17 protein-coding genes are annotated in these 16598 nt (G+C 64.2%); 12 read left to right on the top strand and 5 right to left on the bottom strand.

The window, feature by feature from the left end; genetic code table 11:
- Positions 1–65 precede the first annotated feature (65 nt).
- Together lgt and ACUJ47_RS10940 are read left to right on the top strand one after the other, a co-directional pair.
- Positions 66–992, top strand: coding sequence for a prolipoprotein diacylglyceryl transferase (gene lgt, locus ACUJ47_RS10935; protein WP_445538425.1), 927 nt, complete (start codon positions 66–68; stop codon positions 990–992).
- On the top strand, positions 989–2053 hold the full coding sequence (locus ACUJ47_RS10940) for a class I SAM-dependent methyltransferase (RefSeq protein ID WP_445538426.1): 1065 nt from the start codon (positions 989–991) through the stop codon (positions 2051–2053). Before lgt ends, ACUJ47_RS10940 begins: the two co-directional genes overlap by 4 nt.
- A 55-nt stretch (positions 2054–2108) precedes the next feature.
- Here the strand turns inward: ACUJ47_RS10940 and ACUJ47_RS10945 are convergent, their stop codons facing one another.
- Positions 2109–2582 carry a hypothetical protein gene (locus ACUJ47_RS10945; protein WP_445538427.1) on the bottom strand — a complete coding sequence of 158 codons (474 nt, stop codon included), beginning with the start codon at positions 2580–2582 and terminating at the stop codon, positions 2109–2111.
- Between the two features lie 149 nt (positions 2583–2731).
- Between ACUJ47_RS10945 and ACUJ47_RS10950 the strand changes: the two genes are divergently transcribed.
- From ACUJ47_RS10950 to ACUJ47_RS10990, 9 genes are all read left to right on the top strand, one after another.
- Positions 2732–3898, top strand: coding sequence for an isovaleryl-CoA dehydrogenase (locus tag ACUJ47_RS10950; protein ID WP_445538428.1), 1167 nt, complete (start codon positions 2732–2734; stop codon positions 3896–3898).
- Entirely contained in the window at positions 3895–4179 is a 285-nt protein-coding gene (locus ACUJ47_RS10955; RefSeq protein ID WP_445538429.1) for a hypothetical protein, read from the top strand. The genes ACUJ47_RS10950 and ACUJ47_RS10955 overlap by 4 nt, the downstream gene beginning before the upstream one ends.
- Positions 4180–4231: 52 nt before the next feature.
- The gene (locus tag ACUJ47_RS10960) at positions 4232–4534 is read left to right on the top strand and encodes an alkylphosphonate utilization protein (RefSeq protein ID WP_445538430.1); all 303 of its coding nucleotides are present in this window, start codon (positions 4232–4234) and stop codon (positions 4532–4534) included.
- 66 nt (positions 4535–4600) lie between these two features.
- On the top strand, positions 4601–5029 hold the full coding sequence (locus tag ACUJ47_RS10965) for a hypothetical protein (RefSeq protein ID WP_445538431.1): 429 nt from the start codon (positions 4601–4603) through the stop codon (positions 5027–5029).
- A complete protein-coding gene (locus tag ACUJ47_RS10970) occupies positions 5026–6633 on the top strand; it encodes a carboxyl transferase domain-containing protein (protein WP_445538432.1) in 1608 nt (535 codons plus the stop codon). Before ACUJ47_RS10965 ends, ACUJ47_RS10970 begins: the two co-directional genes overlap by 4 nt.
- 239 nt (positions 6634–6872) lie before the next feature.
- Complete coding sequence (locus ACUJ47_RS10975) at positions 6873–7445, top strand: hypothetical protein (protein WP_445538433.1); 573 nt, start codon at positions 6873–6875, stop codon at positions 7443–7445.
- A gap of 74 nt (positions 7446–7519) precedes the next feature.
- Positions 7520–8146: a 1-acyl-sn-glycerol-3-phosphate acyltransferase gene (locus ACUJ47_RS10980; RefSeq protein ID WP_445538434.1), complete on the top strand. Its 627-nt coding sequence runs from the start codon at positions 7520–7522 to the stop codon at positions 8144–8146.
- Positions 8139–8945: a DUF1295 domain-containing protein gene (locus tag ACUJ47_RS10985; RefSeq protein WP_445538435.1), complete on the top strand. Its 807-nt coding sequence runs from the start codon at positions 8139–8141 to the stop codon at positions 8943–8945. The genes ACUJ47_RS10980 and ACUJ47_RS10985 overlap by 8 nt, the downstream gene beginning before the upstream one ends.
- Positions 8946–9057: 112 nt before the next feature.
- The gene (locus ACUJ47_RS10990; protein WP_445538436.1) at positions 9058–9690 is read left to right on the top strand and encodes a hypothetical protein; all 633 of its coding nucleotides are present in this window, start codon (positions 9058–9060) and stop codon (positions 9688–9690) included.
- Between the two features lie 9 nt (positions 9691–9699).
- Here the strand turns inward: ACUJ47_RS10990 and ACUJ47_RS10995 are convergent, their stop codons facing one another.
- The 4 genes from ACUJ47_RS10995 to ACUJ47_RS11010 all read right to left on the bottom strand — a co-directional run bounded on the left by ACUJ47_RS10995 (position 9700) and on the right by ACUJ47_RS11010 (position 14972).
- A complete protein-coding gene (locus ACUJ47_RS10995; RefSeq protein WP_445538437.1) occupies positions 9700–10437 on the bottom strand; it encodes a M50 family metallopeptidase in 738 nt (245 codons plus the stop codon).
- A 10-nt stretch (positions 10438–10447) separates the two neighbouring features.
- Positions 10448–11533 carry an AI-2E family transporter gene (locus ACUJ47_RS11000; RefSeq protein ID WP_445538438.1) on the bottom strand — a complete coding sequence of 362 codons (1086 nt, stop codon included), beginning with the start codon at positions 11531–11533 and terminating at the stop codon, positions 10448–10450.
- Positions 11534–11570: 37 nt separating this feature from the next.
- Positions 11571–14072, bottom strand: coding sequence for a DNA topoisomerase (ATP-hydrolyzing) subunit B (gene gyrB / locus ACUJ47_RS11005; RefSeq protein WP_445538439.1), 2502 nt, complete (start codon positions 14070–14072; stop codon positions 11571–11573).
- A gap of 84 nt (positions 14073–14156) precedes the next feature.
- Positions 14157–14972 (bottom strand): PIG-L family deacetylase, encoded by an 816-nt coding sequence (locus ACUJ47_RS11010; protein ID WP_445538440.1) that lies wholly within the window; start codon positions 14970–14972, stop codon positions 14157–14159.
- Positions 14973–15058: 86 nt separating this feature from the next.
- Between ACUJ47_RS11010 and ACUJ47_RS11015 the strand changes: the two genes are divergently transcribed.
- Positions 15059–16597, top strand: a complete 1539-nt coding sequence (locus ACUJ47_RS11015; RefSeq protein WP_445538441.1) for a class I adenylate-forming enzyme family protein — start codon at positions 15059–15061, stop codon at positions 16595–16597.
- Position 16598 lies beyond the last annotated feature (1 nt).

The raw sequence follows: 16598 nt of genomic DNA on the forward strand, positions 1-16598 counted from the left end.
GTGCCAAAAGCCCGTCCGAACGCTGTGCCGGACCGGCAGGCCCAATCTATATAGAGGTTCGCTTCGTGCTGTCACTACTCGCCGCTTCGGGGATCGCCGCCAGCGGCGCTGCCGATCCGATCTACTGGAAAGACCTCGGCCTGGTCGAGGGAATCGACCTCGGTTTCTTCACTTTGCGCTTCTATTCGCTGGCCTATCTTGGCGGGATCCTGTTCGCCTATTGGCACCTGACCAAGATGATCAAGGCGCCCGGCGCGCCGATGGCGCAGCGGCATGTCGATGACCTGTTCTTCTATTGCACGCTGGGCGTGATCCTGGGCGGGCGGCTGGGTTACGCCGCCTTCTATCGCCCCGAATTGTTCACCAGCTTCAGCGGCAACGGCTTCGTCACCTGGGAATTGCTGCGGCTGTGGGACGGGGGGATGAGCTTCCACGGCGGGGTGATCGGCGTGCTGGTCGCGATCGCCTGGGTCAGCCTGCGCGGCAAGCTCAATTTCCTGCGCATTGCCGACTATGTGGCGGTCAACGTGCCGATGGGAATGCTGCTGGGGCGGCTCGCCAATTTCAACAATGGCGAGCTGTGGGGCCGCGCCACCGACGTGCCCTGGGGCATGGTGTTCTGCGACCTTCCCAGCCTGCCCGGCGAATGCCAGACGACCTTTGCCGTGCGTCATCCCAGCCAGCTCTACCAGGCCGGGCTCGAAGGACTGCTGCTGCTCGTGATCCTGCTGGTGCTGTTCTGGAAAACCGGTGCGCGCTATCGCCCGGGCCTGATGGTGGGCGTTTTCACCATCGGGATTGGCGCGGCCCGCTTTGTTAACGAATTCTTCCGCGAACCCGATGCACATCTGGCGCAATTCGCTGCAACAACCGGACTTTCGATGGGGCAATGGCTCACAATACCGCTGATTCTGCTTGGATTGATTGTAACGCTTTACGCGATAAGTCGCGGGCCGATCGGGAGCGGCGGGAGCAAGCCGGGGCAGGCATGAACGACAATCCGCCAGCCAGCCTGGCGGACATTTTCCGGCGGCTGATCCGCGAGACCGGGCCGATCAGCCTGGCCCAGTATATGGGCGAGAGCAACGCGCGCTATTACACCAGCCGCGACCCGCTGGGCGAAGAGGGCGATTTCATCACCGCGCCCGAAGTGAGCCAGGTTTTCGGCGAGCTGATCGGGCTGTGGCTGGCCGATATCTGGGTGCGCGCCGGGCGGCCCGATCCGGTCCATTACGTCGAACTGGGGCCGGGCCGCGGCACGCTCGCTTCCGACGCGCTGCGCGCCGCCGCGCGCTATGGGCTGACGCCGCAAGTCCACTTCGTCGAAGGATCGGAGGCGCTGCGCCAGGTCCAGCGCGGCACGATCCGCGGCGTGCAGCACCATCTCGACCTCACCAGCCTGCCCGATGACGGGCCGCTGCTGATCATCGCCAACGAATTCTTCGACGCGCTGCCAGTGCGCCAGCTGGTGCGTTCGGCAGAGGGCTGGCGCGAGCGCATGGTGGGGCTCGACGATGACCGCTTGGTATTCGTATCGGGCGGCAAGCCGATGGATGCGGCGGTGCCCGAAAGCTGGCGACAGGCGAGCCAGGGCACGGTGATCGAAACCAGCCCGGCTTCGGCAGCGGTTATGAGCGAACTGGCCGATCGGCTGGTGGCGCAGGGTGGCGCGGCGCTGGTGATCGATTACGGCCCGCGCGAAACCCGCGCCGGGTCGACGCTCCAGGCGATCAAGGCGCACAAGAAGGTCGATGTGTTCTCCGCGCCGGGCGAGATGGACCTCACCGCGCATGTCGATTTTGAAACGCTGGCCAAGGTTGCGAAGCGCCAAGGCGCGCAATTGTTGGGCGTGACGATGCAGGGCGAATGGCTCACCGCGCTGGGGATCGACATGCGGATGGAAGCATTGCGTCGCCGCGCGCCCGACCAGGCCGACAAGCTCAAGCGGCAGCAGGACCGGCTGACCGGCGAAAGCCAGATGGGCCTGCTGTTCAAGGTGATGGGGATTTCGGCGCCCGGCTGGCCAGCCGAAGCGCCCGGCTTCGGCAGCTAGAGCCCCGCGCGCCGCGCAAGCAATCGCGCCGCTTCGTCAGGAACGGAAATCGGGGTCAGCCCTCGGCCTCGTCCAGCGCGGCGATATAGGTCACCTGCTGCAATTCGACCTCGCGTCCGGCGTCGCTGGTCACGCGCATGGTCCCTTCATCGCTTTCCTTGCCGAGCGTCCAGCAGGCGCCGGAGCGGGTCTCGTCCTCGGGCGTGAAGCACAGCCTGCCATCGGCCAGCCGCTCCCATGTCCCTTCCTGCCACGGATCCCCGTTCTTGAGATCGCGATAGCGCCCGTCTGGATCGAGGAAAGTGGTGTAGATCGCGCCCTCCTCGCCGGTCACGCGCCATGCGGTATTGGCCATCGCAATATCGGCGGCAGTCGCCTTGGGTGCGGGGGTTTCGGCAACGCCGACCGCATCGGCCATGGCTTCCTCCGCAGGCGAAGGCGAGGCTGCCGCTTCATTGCCGGCCGTATCTTGCGGCGGGTTGCAGCCGGCCAGCAGCAAGATGCAGGCGAACAGCGGAATATGGCGCATGGTTCGGCTCCCGGAATGGATGTGCGCGCCACCCTAGGCTGCCCGGGCGGCGGGGCCAAGCCTCGGCGCAAGCATGCCGATTTCATATGCAACCGGTTTGCGCTCGCAGCGCGCGCTGTTATGGGCGGAAGCGAGGAGAAGAAGAGCAAATGCGCGCCACCCCCGATTTCGATTTCCAGCTCGGCGAAAGCGCCGAGATGATCCGCGAGACCGTTGGCCGATTCGCCGACGAGCAGATCGCGCCGCTCGCCGAAAAGACCGACCGCGACGACTGGTTCCCGCGCGAACTCTGGCCCGCCATGGGCGAGCTGGGCCTGCACGGCATCACCGTGGAAGAGGAATGGGGCGGGCTGGGCCTGGGCTATCTCGAACACGTTATCGCAGTCGAGGAAGTGAGCCGGGCAAGCGCGTCGGTCGGGCTTTCCTACGGCGCGCATTCGAACCTCTGCGTCAACCAGATCCGCCGCTGGGGCAATGACGAGCAGAAGGCGAAATATCTCCCCAAGCTGGTCAGCGGCGAGCATGTCGGCTCGCTCGCCATGTCCGAAGCCAGCGCCGGTTCGGACGTGGTCTCGATGAAGCTCAAGGCCGAGCAGGTGCAGGGCGGCTACGTGCTCAACGGCACCAAGTTCTGGATCACCAACGCCACCTATGCCGATACGCTGGTGGTCTATGCCAAGACCGATGGCCACGCCGGGTCGCGCGGGATCACTGCCTTCCTGATCGAGAAGGACATGCCCGGTTTCAGCATCGGGCAGAAGATCGACAAGATGGGGATGCGCGGCAGCCCCACCGCCGAACTGGTGTTCGACGATTGCGAAGTGCCCGAAGAAAACGTGATGGGCCCGCTCAATGGCGGGGTCGGCGTGTTGATGAGCGGGCTCGACTACGAGCGCGTGGTGCTCGCCGGGCTACAGCTCGGCATCATGCAGGCCTGCCTCGATTGCGTGATCCCCTATGTCCGCGAGCGCAAGCAGTTCGGCAAGCCGATCGGCGCATTCCAGCTGATGCAGGCCAAGGTGGCGGACATGTATGTCGCGCTGCAATCGGCGCGCGCCTATACCTATGCCGTGGCCAAGGCCTGCGATGCGGGCCAGACGACGCGCTTCGATGCGGCGGGCGCAATCCTGCTCGCCAGCGAGAACGCTTTCAAGGTCGCCGCCGAAAGCGTGCAGGCGCTGGGCGGCGCGGGCTATACCAAGGACTGGCCGGTCGAACGCTATATGCGCGATGCGAAGCTGCTCGATATCGGCGCGGGGACGAATGAGATCCGGCGGATGCTGATCGGGCGCGAATTGATCGGGGCTGCGGGGTGAGCGAGACGGAGGATAGTCTGAGCACGAAGAACCTCATCGAGGCCCATATCAACAATGAGGGCTATGCCGATGTCCGCATCGCTGCATATCAGCTTGAGGGCGCATATAACTTTGGACGATTTCTCGCCGACGTCGCCCGGCACGGCGCGCTTGCCTACGCCACGACGTGGTCGCTCGACGAAGGTCTTGCGCTACAGCAGATTTGCTCGGGCCTGAGTGATCAATTGCGTGAGCAGAATTCATCGATCGACATCATTGAAGCTGGTGGTCTCGACTCATGACCGCACCTGTCCTCACCACCAAGCCCGACTGTGAACTCACCGGAGCTGCGGCATGAGCGACGAGGACTACGTCTATGACGAGGTGAGCGGCGAATGGATGCCGGCCTCCGAGCTCGCAGCAAGGCGCGCTGCCGAAAGCGCGGTCGAAGTCCGCGATGCAGTCGGCAATATCCTTGCCGATGGCGATCAGGTGACGCTGATCAAGGACCTCGAGGTCAAGGGCGCCGGACAGACCCTCAAGCAGGGCACGCTTATCAAATCGATCCGGCTTACCGGTGACGCGCAGGAAATCGACTGCAAATACCCCGGCATCAAGGGCCTGGTCCTGCGTGCCGAGTTCGTGAAGAAACGCTGAGGCCCGACGAATGACCGCGCCTGTTCTCACCAGCAAGCCCGACTGCCAACTGATCGGAGCAGAAGGGTGATTGTCGACGGCAATGTCCTGCTGCTGTCGTGCCCCGAATGCGGGGTACAACACCCGCATTTCCAGTTCTGTGGTGATACCGACATGGCCACGGATGGAGTGTCGTCTGCGGGCGATCGCGAGGGTTCGCTTCTCGCCCTGTTCCGCACCTCGCAAGACAAGGTGGAGCAACAGGGGTTGGGCGGAGACTTGCGTTCGGCGATGCTGGCAAGAGTGATCGAGCATGCGCCATCGGCCGAGGGGCTGGACTTTGCGACATTCCGGAAACTCTACCGGCCACCCGAATTGAAATATCACTGCCCCTGGTGCGATATGGCGGAGATGTCCGTATCGCGAGAGATGAAGCCAGACGAATTCGTCGAGGCCGGGGGACGGATTCAATGTATCGGCGCTATCGAATTGCGCGAAGGACAAGCCTTTTCATGACCGCACCCGTTCTCACCACCAAGCTCGACCGTGAAAGCCCCGAGGCAAAGGCGCGGTTCCAGCACAACAAGGCGCTGGCTGACGAGCTGCGCGCCAAGGTCGCTGAAGCCGCGCTGGGCGGTCCCGAGAAACATCGCGAGCGGCATGTGTCGCGCGGCAAGCTGCTCCCGCGCGAGCGAGTAGAACGGCTACTCGATCCGGGCTCGCCTTTCCTCGAAGTGGGGCAACTCGCTGCGAATGGCATGTATGAGGGTGACGTGAACGGCGCCTCGATGATCGCGGGGATCGGCCGCGTTTCGGGCCGTCAGGTGATGATCGTGTGCAATGATGCCACCGTGAAGGGCGGCACTTACTATCCGATGACGGTCAAGAAGCACCTGCGGGCGCAGGAGATCGCGCAGGAAAACCGCCTGCCGTGCATCTACCTCGTCGATAGCGGCGGCGCCAATCTGCCGCACCAGGCCGAAGTGTTCCCTGACCGCGACCATTTCGGGCGCATCTTCTTCAACCAGGCGAACATGAGCGCGCTGGGCATTCCGCAGATCGCCTGCGTCATGGGCAGCTGCACCGCGGGCGGGGCCTATGTTCCCGCGATGAGCGACGAGACGGTGATCGTGCGCGAGCAGGGCACGATCTTCCTTGCCGGGCCGCCGCTGGTGAAAGCGGCGACAGGCGAGGAAATCAGCGCAGAGGACCTTGGCGGCGGCGACCTCCATGCGCGCAAGAGCGGCGTGGTCGACCATCTCGCCGAGAATGACGAGCACGCGCTCACCGTGGTGCGCGATATCGTCAGCCATTTGGGTGCCAATACCGGCGCGGCGAAGGACGTCGAACTGCGCGATCCCCGCCCGCCCAAGTTCGACGCCGAAGACCTTTACGCGCTCATCCCCGAGGATGTGCGCGCACCCTATGACGTGCACGAAGTGATCGCGCGCATCGTCGACTGCAGCGAGTTTCACGAGTTCAAGCAGCATTACGGCTCCACGCTGGTGTGCGGCTTCGCGCATATCTGGGGCATGCCGGTGGCGATCCTCGCCAACAACGGCGTGCTGTTCTCCGAGAGCGCGCAGAAGGGCGCGCATTTCATCGAACTTGCCTGCCAGCGGCGCATTCCGCTGCTGTTCCTGCAGAATATCTCGGGCTTCATGGTCGGCGGGAAGTACGAGGCTGAAGGCATCGCCAAGCACGGCGCGAAGCTGGTGACGGCGGTCGCCACTGCGACCGTGCCCAAGGTGACCGTAGTGATCGGCGGCAGCTTCGGAGCGGGCAATTACGGCATGTGCGGCCGCGCCTACCAGCCGCGCTTCCTCTTCACCTGGCCCAATGCGCGCATTTCGGTGATGGGCGGCGAGCAGGCGGCATCGGTGCTCGCGACTGTCCACCGCGATGCAGACAAATGGGACGAGCGCGAGACCGAGGCCTTCAAGGCGCCGATCCGCCAGAAATACGAGGATGAAGGCAATCCCTATTACGCCACCGCGCGGATGTGGGACGATGGCGTGATCGACCCGGTGCAGACCCGCGACGTGCTGGGCCTCGCTTTCGCCGCGACGCTCGAAGCGCCGATTGCAGAGCGGCCGCAATTTGGCGTTTTCCGGATGTAGGCAGAGGGCGATCTTCCGACGTACTGCTACGCCGGAAGGGATTACGCATGCCTGCCCGCGGAGTTATTTCGGGAGCGGGAGGAGGCCGGTCCGAGGCAATTCCATCGCCGAGCCTTGGGTCGCACCACATGGACTGGCCGGGCGTCTATCGCTAACCGGGCCTTCACCTTGCCACCCCTGATGAAGGTGCCTCCTCCCAATTTCACCGTGCCTGCGGTTCGACCAGGGAGGCGGAACGCTTGTACTGTATTCCACGCATCATATTCCGCACAATCTGGTGCCTGGGCGCAATCGCGGCTTCTCCGGCCTTCGCTGCACCTGTTTCGCCTCAGGTTCATCCCCATAACCTGCCGCAGTCGACTGACGCCGACAATCTCCCGTCATGGGCGAGCCCGGAACACCCGGAAAATCCGGCGTCCGATCTGGAGTTGGCTGTGCGCGCTTTCATGACGGCACTCAGACACCCAAACTCCAATTTTCGTGGTGCGCCCGCGCTGCATGGAAAGGCAGTCCTGACCGTCATTTCACGCGCGGGCGATCCGGTTGCCCTGGCAGGTGAGCAAGCACGGACCTTCCTGCTCGCCGTGTTCGATCCGGACAAGGCTAAGTTCCGTATGGCCGCGCCCGAGGTTCAAATTGAAGGCAATTACGGCCTCGTCACTCGCAGATTCAGTGCGCAAGAGACGGGCAGCCGCACGGAATGCATGGTTTTCCACGCCGAGGCATGGCGCAAAGGACAGCAGTGGGAGTTTCTGCGGATTACGCTTGTCGGCATGCCCTATTTCGACAAGTGCGAAATCCAGGAGGGTTGACTGCGCATCGTGACGTCGAAACCCTCTCGCTTTCCGCTGCATAGCTGCTAGGCCGTAGCGTCAAGGGAGAGGAAATGTCGCAAGCCAGGGGCCGCAAGCGCTCGATCTTGTCGCGCATCGTGCGTCGCATCATCATGGCGCTCTATCGCTGGAAGGGCTGGAAGATCGACGGGCAACTGCCCGATCTGCCGAAATTCGTGATCGCGGGCGCACCGCACACGTCCAACTGGGATTTCGTGTTCTTCATCGGTGCCACCGCAAAGGAAGGCGTCGAACCCAATTTCATGGGCAAGCATACGCTGTTCGAAGGCATCATGCGGAATTTCATGTTCGACATGGGCGGCATCCCGGTCGACCGCAGCAAGCGCGCCAACTACGTCGATCAGGTAGCCGAGGAATTCGCCCGGCGTGACCATCTGGCGCTCGTGATCGCGGCCGAGGGGTCGCGCACGACCGACGGCAGCTGGAAATCAGGATTCTACCATATCGCGCAGGCAGCCAATGTGCCGATCGTGCCCGCCTGGGTGTGCAACGATCGCAATATCCTGGGTTTCGGGGAACCTGTCTGGCCCAGCGGCGATTATGGAGCAGACCTGTTGAAGATTGCCCGCTTCATGCGCTCAAAGCTGCCCGAGAACGAACGCTTCAAGGTGCTGGAGGCGCAGGCGCTGCGGATCATCGAGGGAGAGGCCGATGCTTGACGCACTGCTGGTGAATGCCGCGATCCTCGTCGCGATCGTGCTTGTGTTGTGGATCGTCTCGGTAAGGATCGACGATGTCTCCTTCATCGACGCCTTCTGGGGCGCGGGGATGGGCATCCTGGCGATTGCCAGTTGGATGCATGTGCCCGGCGGCCAGCCGGGCGCGCTAGCCACGCTGTTGATGGCGATGGCTGCGGCATGGGGATTCCGGCTGGGTATTTACCTGCTGCGCCGCTGGCGGCGCGAGGGCGAGGACAAGCGCTACAAGATGATCCTCAAGAAGGATCGCGAGAAGGGCAATTTCGCCTTCGCCGCACTCACCAAGGTGTGGCTGATGCAGGCCGTGTTGCTGTTCATGGTCTCCTCGCCCGCGCAAGTCGGCATCCTCGCTTCGTCCGAGCCCGCGCCCATCGCTCCGCTGGCATGGGTGGGGCTGGCGATCTACCTGATAGGCATATTCTTCGAATGGGTGGGCGACTGGCAGCTGGCGCGGTTCAAGGCCGATCAGGATAATTACGGTCAGGTGCTCGACACCGGACTGTGGCGCTACACCCGCCATCCCAATTACTTCGGCGACTGTGCTGCATGGTGGGGCATTTGGCTGGTCTGCGCTTCGGCCGGATGGGATTATGCGCTCTACACGCTGATCGGGCCGATTTTCCTCACCTTCACGCTCACCAAATGGTCGGGTGCGGCACTGCTCGAAAAGGGGCTCGATCGCTCCAAGGGCGACAAATACGCTGACTACAAGCGGCGCACCTCGGCTTTCCTTCCGCTTCCGCCGAAACGGCGCGGGTGAGAGGGGCATCACAGGTCGCAGCCCCGCAGCGAAAAATAATTCGCGCTTGGTGGTTTAAGCCGCGCGCCGGACACACTAGATAAGCCCCCGTTCCACCGGGAGGAAACGGACGATGATGTCCGCCGAAACGCGACGATCCGAACGCCAGAGGCTTGCTGCGCGCGCGCTTGAGCTGACCATCCAGCGAGGACATGAAATCACGCTTCCGTTGCTTGCGGCGGAAGAAGGCATATCGCGCCACCGGGTCGAAGAACTGTTCGAGGATGATGGCGACCTGTTCGAAGCCGTGGCGGAACTATGGATGGAGCCTCACGTCGCGATCATGGAAGAGGTCGTTGCGAGCGACTTGCCGTCCAATCGCAAGATGTTCGAATTCTTCGTCCGGCGCTTTCGCGTCACGCGCGAACGCTATCGCCAGAACCCGGCGGCTTTTGCGCTGATCTGCGAACTGGGCGCGGCGCGGTTCGAGCGCGTGCGCAGCTTCGTCGACCTGGCCGACCATTATCTGTGCGAAGTGATCGCGCAGGCGCAGGTCGACGGCTATTTCCCCGGGTTGGGGATCGACGAGGCGCTGTCGCTCATCAACCAGATGGTCGCCAATTACACACTGCCCGATGCGCTGACCTACATTGACGAGAAGCTGAGCGAAGAAAAGCTGGCGCGCATTATCGACACGATCTTCATCGGGCTTTCCGCCGAAGCGGGTGGCGCGCGCGGGATCAACACGCTGCGGCTGGCGACCTGAACCCGCAGTTCAGCGGCGCGGCAGGCGGCCCCGCACGCCACGCAAAGCATATTTCAGGCTTCCGCCGATCATCAGCATCGCACTTCCAACCAGCAGCAGCGCCCAGACCCAGTGCGGCAGCAGCAGGCTCGCTTCGATCGCGCCGGTGTCCGACAGCATCAGCTGGCCGCCGATCACAGCGTTCTCGGTGAAGAGGTAGTCCCACGACAGGAACATGCTGAGCCCTGCCAGCATGCCGAGGAATTGCAGCATGAAGCGCACTAGGCCGGGCTTGCCGCGCCATGCCAGCAGCGCCAGCAACGCGGCAATTGCGGGCAGGACGATCCAGCCGGTGAGCGTGCGCACCCAAATCAGCGTGGAGAGCATCACGATCGCCGCGAGCGCCAGCAGCGCGGGGCGCCAAAGTCGCGCGCGGGCGCTCGCCAGCATCAGCGCCATCCCCATCACGCTCGGCCCCAGCGGTCCGCCCGCCGCGATCATCGCGCGCTGCCATGGCGGAATGTCGGCCGGGGACAGGCTTTCGGCCACGCCCGATCCGTCGGGGAAAATCAGCAGCCGCTCGAACTGGTGGCCCAGCGCCAGCGCGGTCAACCCGTGGCCCATTTCGTGGAACCATGTGCCCAGGATCATGAAGGGATAGATCAGGTAATTGCCGAAGGGCAGGTGCGGCGCGAACACCACCAGTATGCCTGCAATGAAGAGCCGGCCCACCTGTTCGGATTGCGATCCGGGGGCAACGCGCTTCACGTCGCCCGCCTCAGCCTTCGCTTTCGGCGTTCTTGTGGTGGAGGAGGTATTCTTGCGCGATCGACCATCCGGCCAGGAATAGTCCGGCCAGCAGCGGGCCGAGCACCACGCCCGAAAGGCCCATGGTCGCGATCCCGCCCAGCGTGGTGATCAGAATGACCCAGTCGGGAATTCCGGTGTCGCGTCCGACCAGGATCGGGCGCAGCACATTGTCCGCCATGCCGATCACCGCAAGGCCCGAAATTGTCACAAAGACGCCTTCCCAGGTCGAGCCGGTCGCGAGCAAATAGATCGCCGCGGGGACCCACACGATCCCGGTGCCGACCGCGGGCAGCAGCGAGAAAATTGCCATCAGCAGGCCCAACAGCACGGCTGCCTGCACGCCCACGATCCAGAAGGTGATCGCGCCCAGCGCGCCTTGCACCAGCCCGACCACGACCGAGCCCTTGATCGTTGCGCGCACGATCGAAACGAAGCGTTCGGCCAGCTGCCGGGAGATTTCCAGCGGGAGCGGAATCCCGCGCAGGATGGCGGCGCTGACCGCCTTGCCGTCGCGCAGCAGGAAATAGGTGACGTAAAGGCCGACCAGGAAAGACAGCACGAAGCCGAACAGCCCGCCGCCGATCGCCACTGCCTGCCGCGCGATCATCCCCGCGCTTTCGGTCAGCAGGTCCTGCGCACGTGTCTGCAACGCGGTGAAATCAGCCAGGCCGAGCTTTTCGAGCGGCTCGCGCAGCTGCGCCGGCAAGGCGTTGAGCACGTCGATGAACCAGGCCGAGACATCGAGATTCCCGTCCTGGAAGGCGATCACGACATTGGCCGCCTGCTCGACCACCAAGCTGCCGATGAACAGCCCGGGCAGCAGCACCGCGAAAGTGATGAACACCAGTGTCGCCACCGCGGCGCGATTGGCCCGCCCGTTCAGCTTGGCGAGGAACCACTGGTAAAGCGGCTGGAACATGATCGCCGCGAGCGAGGCCCACAGCACCGAAGTGGCGAGCGGCCACACCACGAACACGAGGCCTGCGGTGAGCAACCCCAGCAGCAGGACGAAGCCGAGATGTTCGTAGCCGTCGCGTTCGCGATCTTTCGCCATGCCTTATCCGCTCCCCAAAGGCGCCGACGGGCGCCGCTCAGACGTCGAGATTCGCCACATTCAGTGCATTGTCCTGGATGAATTCGCGGCGCGGCTCGACCACGTCGCCCATCAGCCGGGTGAAGATCTCGTCGGTTACGTCGGCATCCTCGACCTTGACCTGCAGCAGTGCGCGATTTTCCGGATCGAGCGTGGTTTCCCACAGCTGCTCGGCGTTCATTTCGCCCAGCCCCTTGTAGCGCTGGATCGAAAGCCCTTTGCGCCCTGCCGCGAGCACCGCGTCAAGCAGCTCGCTCGGGCGCGAGATCGCTTCGCCGCCGGCTGCGGCAGGCAGGTCGTCCGCCTCGCTATCGTCATCGGGCACGATTTCGGGCTCGGCGCCGGTCTTCACCAGCCGACCGGGCCGGGCATAGGCTTCGGCCTGGCTGCCGGCGAGCCCGTGCAGCTTGTGCGCTTCGGCGCTGACGAGGAACTTGGCTTCGATCTCGTGCACATCGGTCACGCCGCGCCACACCCGCTCGAACCGCACGGTGCCGTCATCGCCGATCTGCGCCGACCAGCGCGCTTCGGGATCGCCCAGTTCCATCCGCTGCGCCGCCAGTTGCAACGCCTCTGCGCGGGTCGCCGGGGCGAGTGCGGGATCGAGCGCGCCCGACAGCGCCATCTGCTCGATGATCGCCGGATCGTATTTGCGCGGAATGAAACCGAGCAGGCTGCGCAGGCGCAGCGCATGGTCGACCATCATGCGCAGGTCTTCGCCCGAGCGCGCGCCGCTGACCGTTTCGAGCACGCGGCCCTGCAGCCCGGCCTCGACCAAATAGCGGTCGAGCGCGGCCTGGTCCTTGAGGTAGACCTCGCTGCGGCCCTTCGCCACCTTGTAGAGCGGCGGTTGCGCGATGAAGAGGTGCCCGGCCTTGATGATCTCGGGCATCTGGCGGTGGAAGAAGGTGAGCAGCAGCGTGCGGATATGTGCGCCGTCGACGTCGGCGTCAGTCATGATCACGATCTTGTGATAGCGCAGCTTCTCGAGGTTGAACTCGTCGCGGATGCCGGTGCCCATCGCCTGGATCAGCGTGCCGACTTCCTTCGAGCTGATGATCCGGTCGAACCGCGCGCGCTCGACATTGAGGATCTTGCCCTTGAGCGGCAGGATCGCCTGCGTCTTGCGGTCGCGGCCCTGCTTGGCCGAGCCGCCTGCGGAATCGCCCTCGACCAGGAACAGTTCGCTCTTGGCCGGGTCGCGTTCCTGGCAATCGGCCAGCTTGCCGGGCAGGCTGGCGACGCTCATCGCGCCCTTGCGGCTCATTTCGCGGGCCTTGCGCGCCGCTTCGCGCGCGGCGGCGGCATCGATGATCTTCTGGATCACGTCCTTGGCCAGCGCGGGGTTTTCCTCGAGCCAGTCGTTCATCTTGTCGCCCATCAGCGCTTCGAGCGGCTGGCGCACTTCGGAGCTGACCAGCTTGTCCTTGGTCTGCGAACTGAACTTGGGATCGGGCAGCTTGACGCTGACGATCGCGCTCAACCCTTCGCGCATGTCTTCGCCCGAAAGGCTCACCTTCTCCTTCTTGATCAGCCCCGAACGCTCGGCATAATTGTTGAGCGTGCGGGTCAGCGCGGCGCGGAACGCGGCCAAATGCGTGCCGCCATCGCGCTGCGGGATGTTGTTGGTGAAGGTCAGGACGTTTTCGTAATAGCTGTCGTTCCACTGCAGCGCGACGTCGATCCCGATCCCGTCCTTCTCGGCCGAAATCGCGATCGGTTCGGGCATCAGCGCCTGCTTGTTGCGGTCGAGATACTTCACGAAAGCGCCGATCCCGCCTTCATAGAGCAGGTCGTGCTCGCGGGTTTCCTCGTGGCGGTTGTCGCGCAGCAGGATGCGCACGCCCGAATTGAGGAAGGCCAGTTCGCGGTAACGGTGCTCGAGCTTGTCGAAATCGAACTCGGTCACGTTCTTGAAGGTCTCGGTCGATGCCTTGAAGGTGACGCGCGTACCCTTCTTGCCCGGAGGGGCGTCGCCGACGATCTTCAGCGGCGCTTCTGCATCGCCGCTGCGGAAGCGCATCCAGTGCTCCTTGCCGCCGCGCCACACGGTCAGCTCGAGCCATTCGCTCAGCGCATTGACTACCGACACGCCCACGCCGTGCAGGCCGCCCGACACCTTGTAGGCATTGTCGTCGCTGGTGTTCTCGAACTTCCCGCCCGCGTGGAGCTGGGTCATGATCACTTCGGCCGCCGACACGCCCTCTTCGGGGTGGATGTCGGTCGGGATGCCGCGCCCGTTGTCTTCCACCGAGACGCTGCCATCGGGGTTGAGCTCGATCAGCACGAGGTCGCAATGGCCCGCCAGCGCCTCGTCGATCGCATTGTCCGACACTTCGAACACCATGTGGTGCAGGCCCGAACCGTCATCGGTGTCGCCAATATACATGCCGGGGCGTTTGCGCACGGCATCGAGGCCCTTCAGAACCTTGATCGATTCTGCGCCATATTCGCCCTTCTGGACGGTTTTTTCGGGAGTATTTTCGGTGTTCTCGGACATGTCCATCATATAGGCGCGAGGGGGGCGAATCCCAAGCAATTCGGGCCTTGCAAAAGGGTGTTTTCCACGGCTTGCCCCAGACCCCTACTCAGGGGCGGGATATGCCACGGGTTCCCCGGCATCGAAGGCCTTGCGGAAATGCACCGAACCTTGCCAGATCGAAACGTCGAACACATCGGCTAGCTGGCTGCGAACATCGGCCGGAAACTGGCTTTCGTGGCAATTCACCGCACGGCGCACCGCGGCCAGATCGGCCTGGTTGTAACCGTATGCAACGGTCAGGAGCGCGGGATCGGTAACCGCCCATTGCTGCAACTCGGGGATCGGCGGCAGGGTACCTGCGCGAATGCCGGGATAGAGCAGGACGGGGCGGCCCTCGGGCATGGCCTGCACCAGTTGCGTGACGATCGAGCTCACCATGCGGTGATCGCCATGGCCATATCCGCCGTCCGGCCCCCAGGTCAGCACGTATCGATAGTCTCCGGCCTGCAGGATCTCGCCGAGTTCCGCGGCCAGCCCGCGCGCCGGGCTGTCGGGCGCGCGCGGCATGTCGCCAAGCGTGCCGTCGCCCAGGCGGAGGAAGCGCGGCTCGGTTGCGCCCAGCGCGCTTGCGGCGCAGCTTGCCTCGCCTTCGCGCTTTTCGGCCAGTGCTGCGCCCGCTTCCATTCCCGAGACGCCCGGCCCCTGGTCGCCGCTGGTGGCATAGACGATCGCCAGCTCGGCCCCTTCGCGCGCGGCGCGGGCAATGGCCGGAGCCAAAACGATCTCGTCATCGGGATGCGCGACCACGACTAGCACCTTGGACAGTGTCCTTGGCGGCGCATTGGGCGAATCTGTCGCCTGCGCAGCCACGGCCAGCGGTATATGGGCCAGCATCGCGGCAATGAACGGGCGCAGCATCGTCAATCTCCTTGGCTTCGGCCCGCGAGACTGCATAGATGCGCGGCGGATTGCAACGGGCGGGGCAACGGAGAGTACATCGCATCATGCTAGAGCAATTGAAGTCCGAATTCGGCAATTTCCCCGCCATCCTTGCGCAATGGGCCGCGAGCCAGCCCGATGCCGTCGCCTTGCGCGACGGGCAGGCCGAAGTCAGCTGGGGCGAGCTGGGCGACAAGGTCGAGCGGCTCGCGGCAAGGCTGGTCGAAACCGGGCTTGAGCGCGGGCAGTCGGTGGCGATCCTCGGCACTTCGACGGTCAATTACGCGCTGGTGTTCCTTGCCGCGGTGCGCGCGGGCGGGGTGGCCGCGCCGCTCACCACCAGCGCTTCGAAGGAGCAGCTGGTGGGCATGGCGCGCGACAGCGGGGCGCGGCACCTGTTCATCGATGAAGCGAAGAGCGGCGAACTTGGCGAAGATTTCGTGCCTGAGCTCGACCACATTGCGCTTGAGGATATCGGCGCGTGGATGGCGCCCAAGGGCACCCGCGCGCCCGAATACGTTCCGGGCCGGAAAGACCCGTTCAACATCATCTATTCATCGGGCACGACCGGCATCCCCAAGGGCATCGTCCATTCGCACCTGATGCGCTGGCGGCAATTCGCCACCACCGGGGCGAGCTTCCTCGAATCCGGCATGCCGGTGCGCTCGCTGGCCTCGACCCCGCTCTATTCGAACACCACCATGGTGGCCTTCCTTCCCGTGCTGGTGGCGGGCGGCACGGTCAACATCATGGGCAAGTTCAACACGGTCGGCTGGCTCGAGATCGCCGAGCGCGAGCAAGTGACCGTCACCATGCTGGTGCCAGTGCAATACCAGCGGCTGATGGCGGAACCGCGCTTCGACGAGTTCGACCTTTCGGCGCTCAAGCTCAAATATTGCACTTCGGCGCCCTTCTCTGCCGAGCTCAAGGCCGAAGTCCTGCGGCGCATGCCGGGCGGGCTGGTCGAGATTTATTCGATGACCGAAGGCGGAGTGGTGTGCCTGCTCGCCGCGCATGAATTCCCCGACAAGCTGCATACTGTCGGGCGGCCCGCGCCGGGCAGCGAAATGAAGGTGCTCGACGATGAGGATCGCGAAGTGCCGCCGGGCACGCCGGGCAATCTGGTGGGTCGATCGCAGACCATGATGAGCGGCTACCAGAACCAGCCCGAAAAAACGCGCGAAGGCTATTGGACCGATCCCGAAACGGGGGATGTGTGGCAGCGCATGGGCGATATCGGCCGGGTCGATGCCGAAGGCTTCGTCGAACTGGTCGGCCGCGCGAAAGACATGATCATCTCGGGCGGGTTCAACATCTTCCCCTCGGACCTCGAGGCCGAGCTCGACAAGGAGCCCGACGTGATCGAGGCCGCAGTGGTGGGCGTGCCGTCCGAACGCTGGGGCGAAACCCCGGTCGGTTTCGTGCGGCTGGCCGAAGGCGCGCGCGACGTCGATGCGATCTGCGCGGCGGTCAATGCGCGGCTGGGCAAGACCCAGCGGCTCGCTGCGCTCAATGCGATCGACGAGATGCCGCGCAGCCACATCGGCAAGCTGCTCAAGACCGAGCTGCGCGAGATGGTGGTGGAAAGCGGCGCGCGCTTCTAGC

The sequence above is a fragment of the Altererythrobacter sp. Z27 genome, from assembly GCF_052683155.1.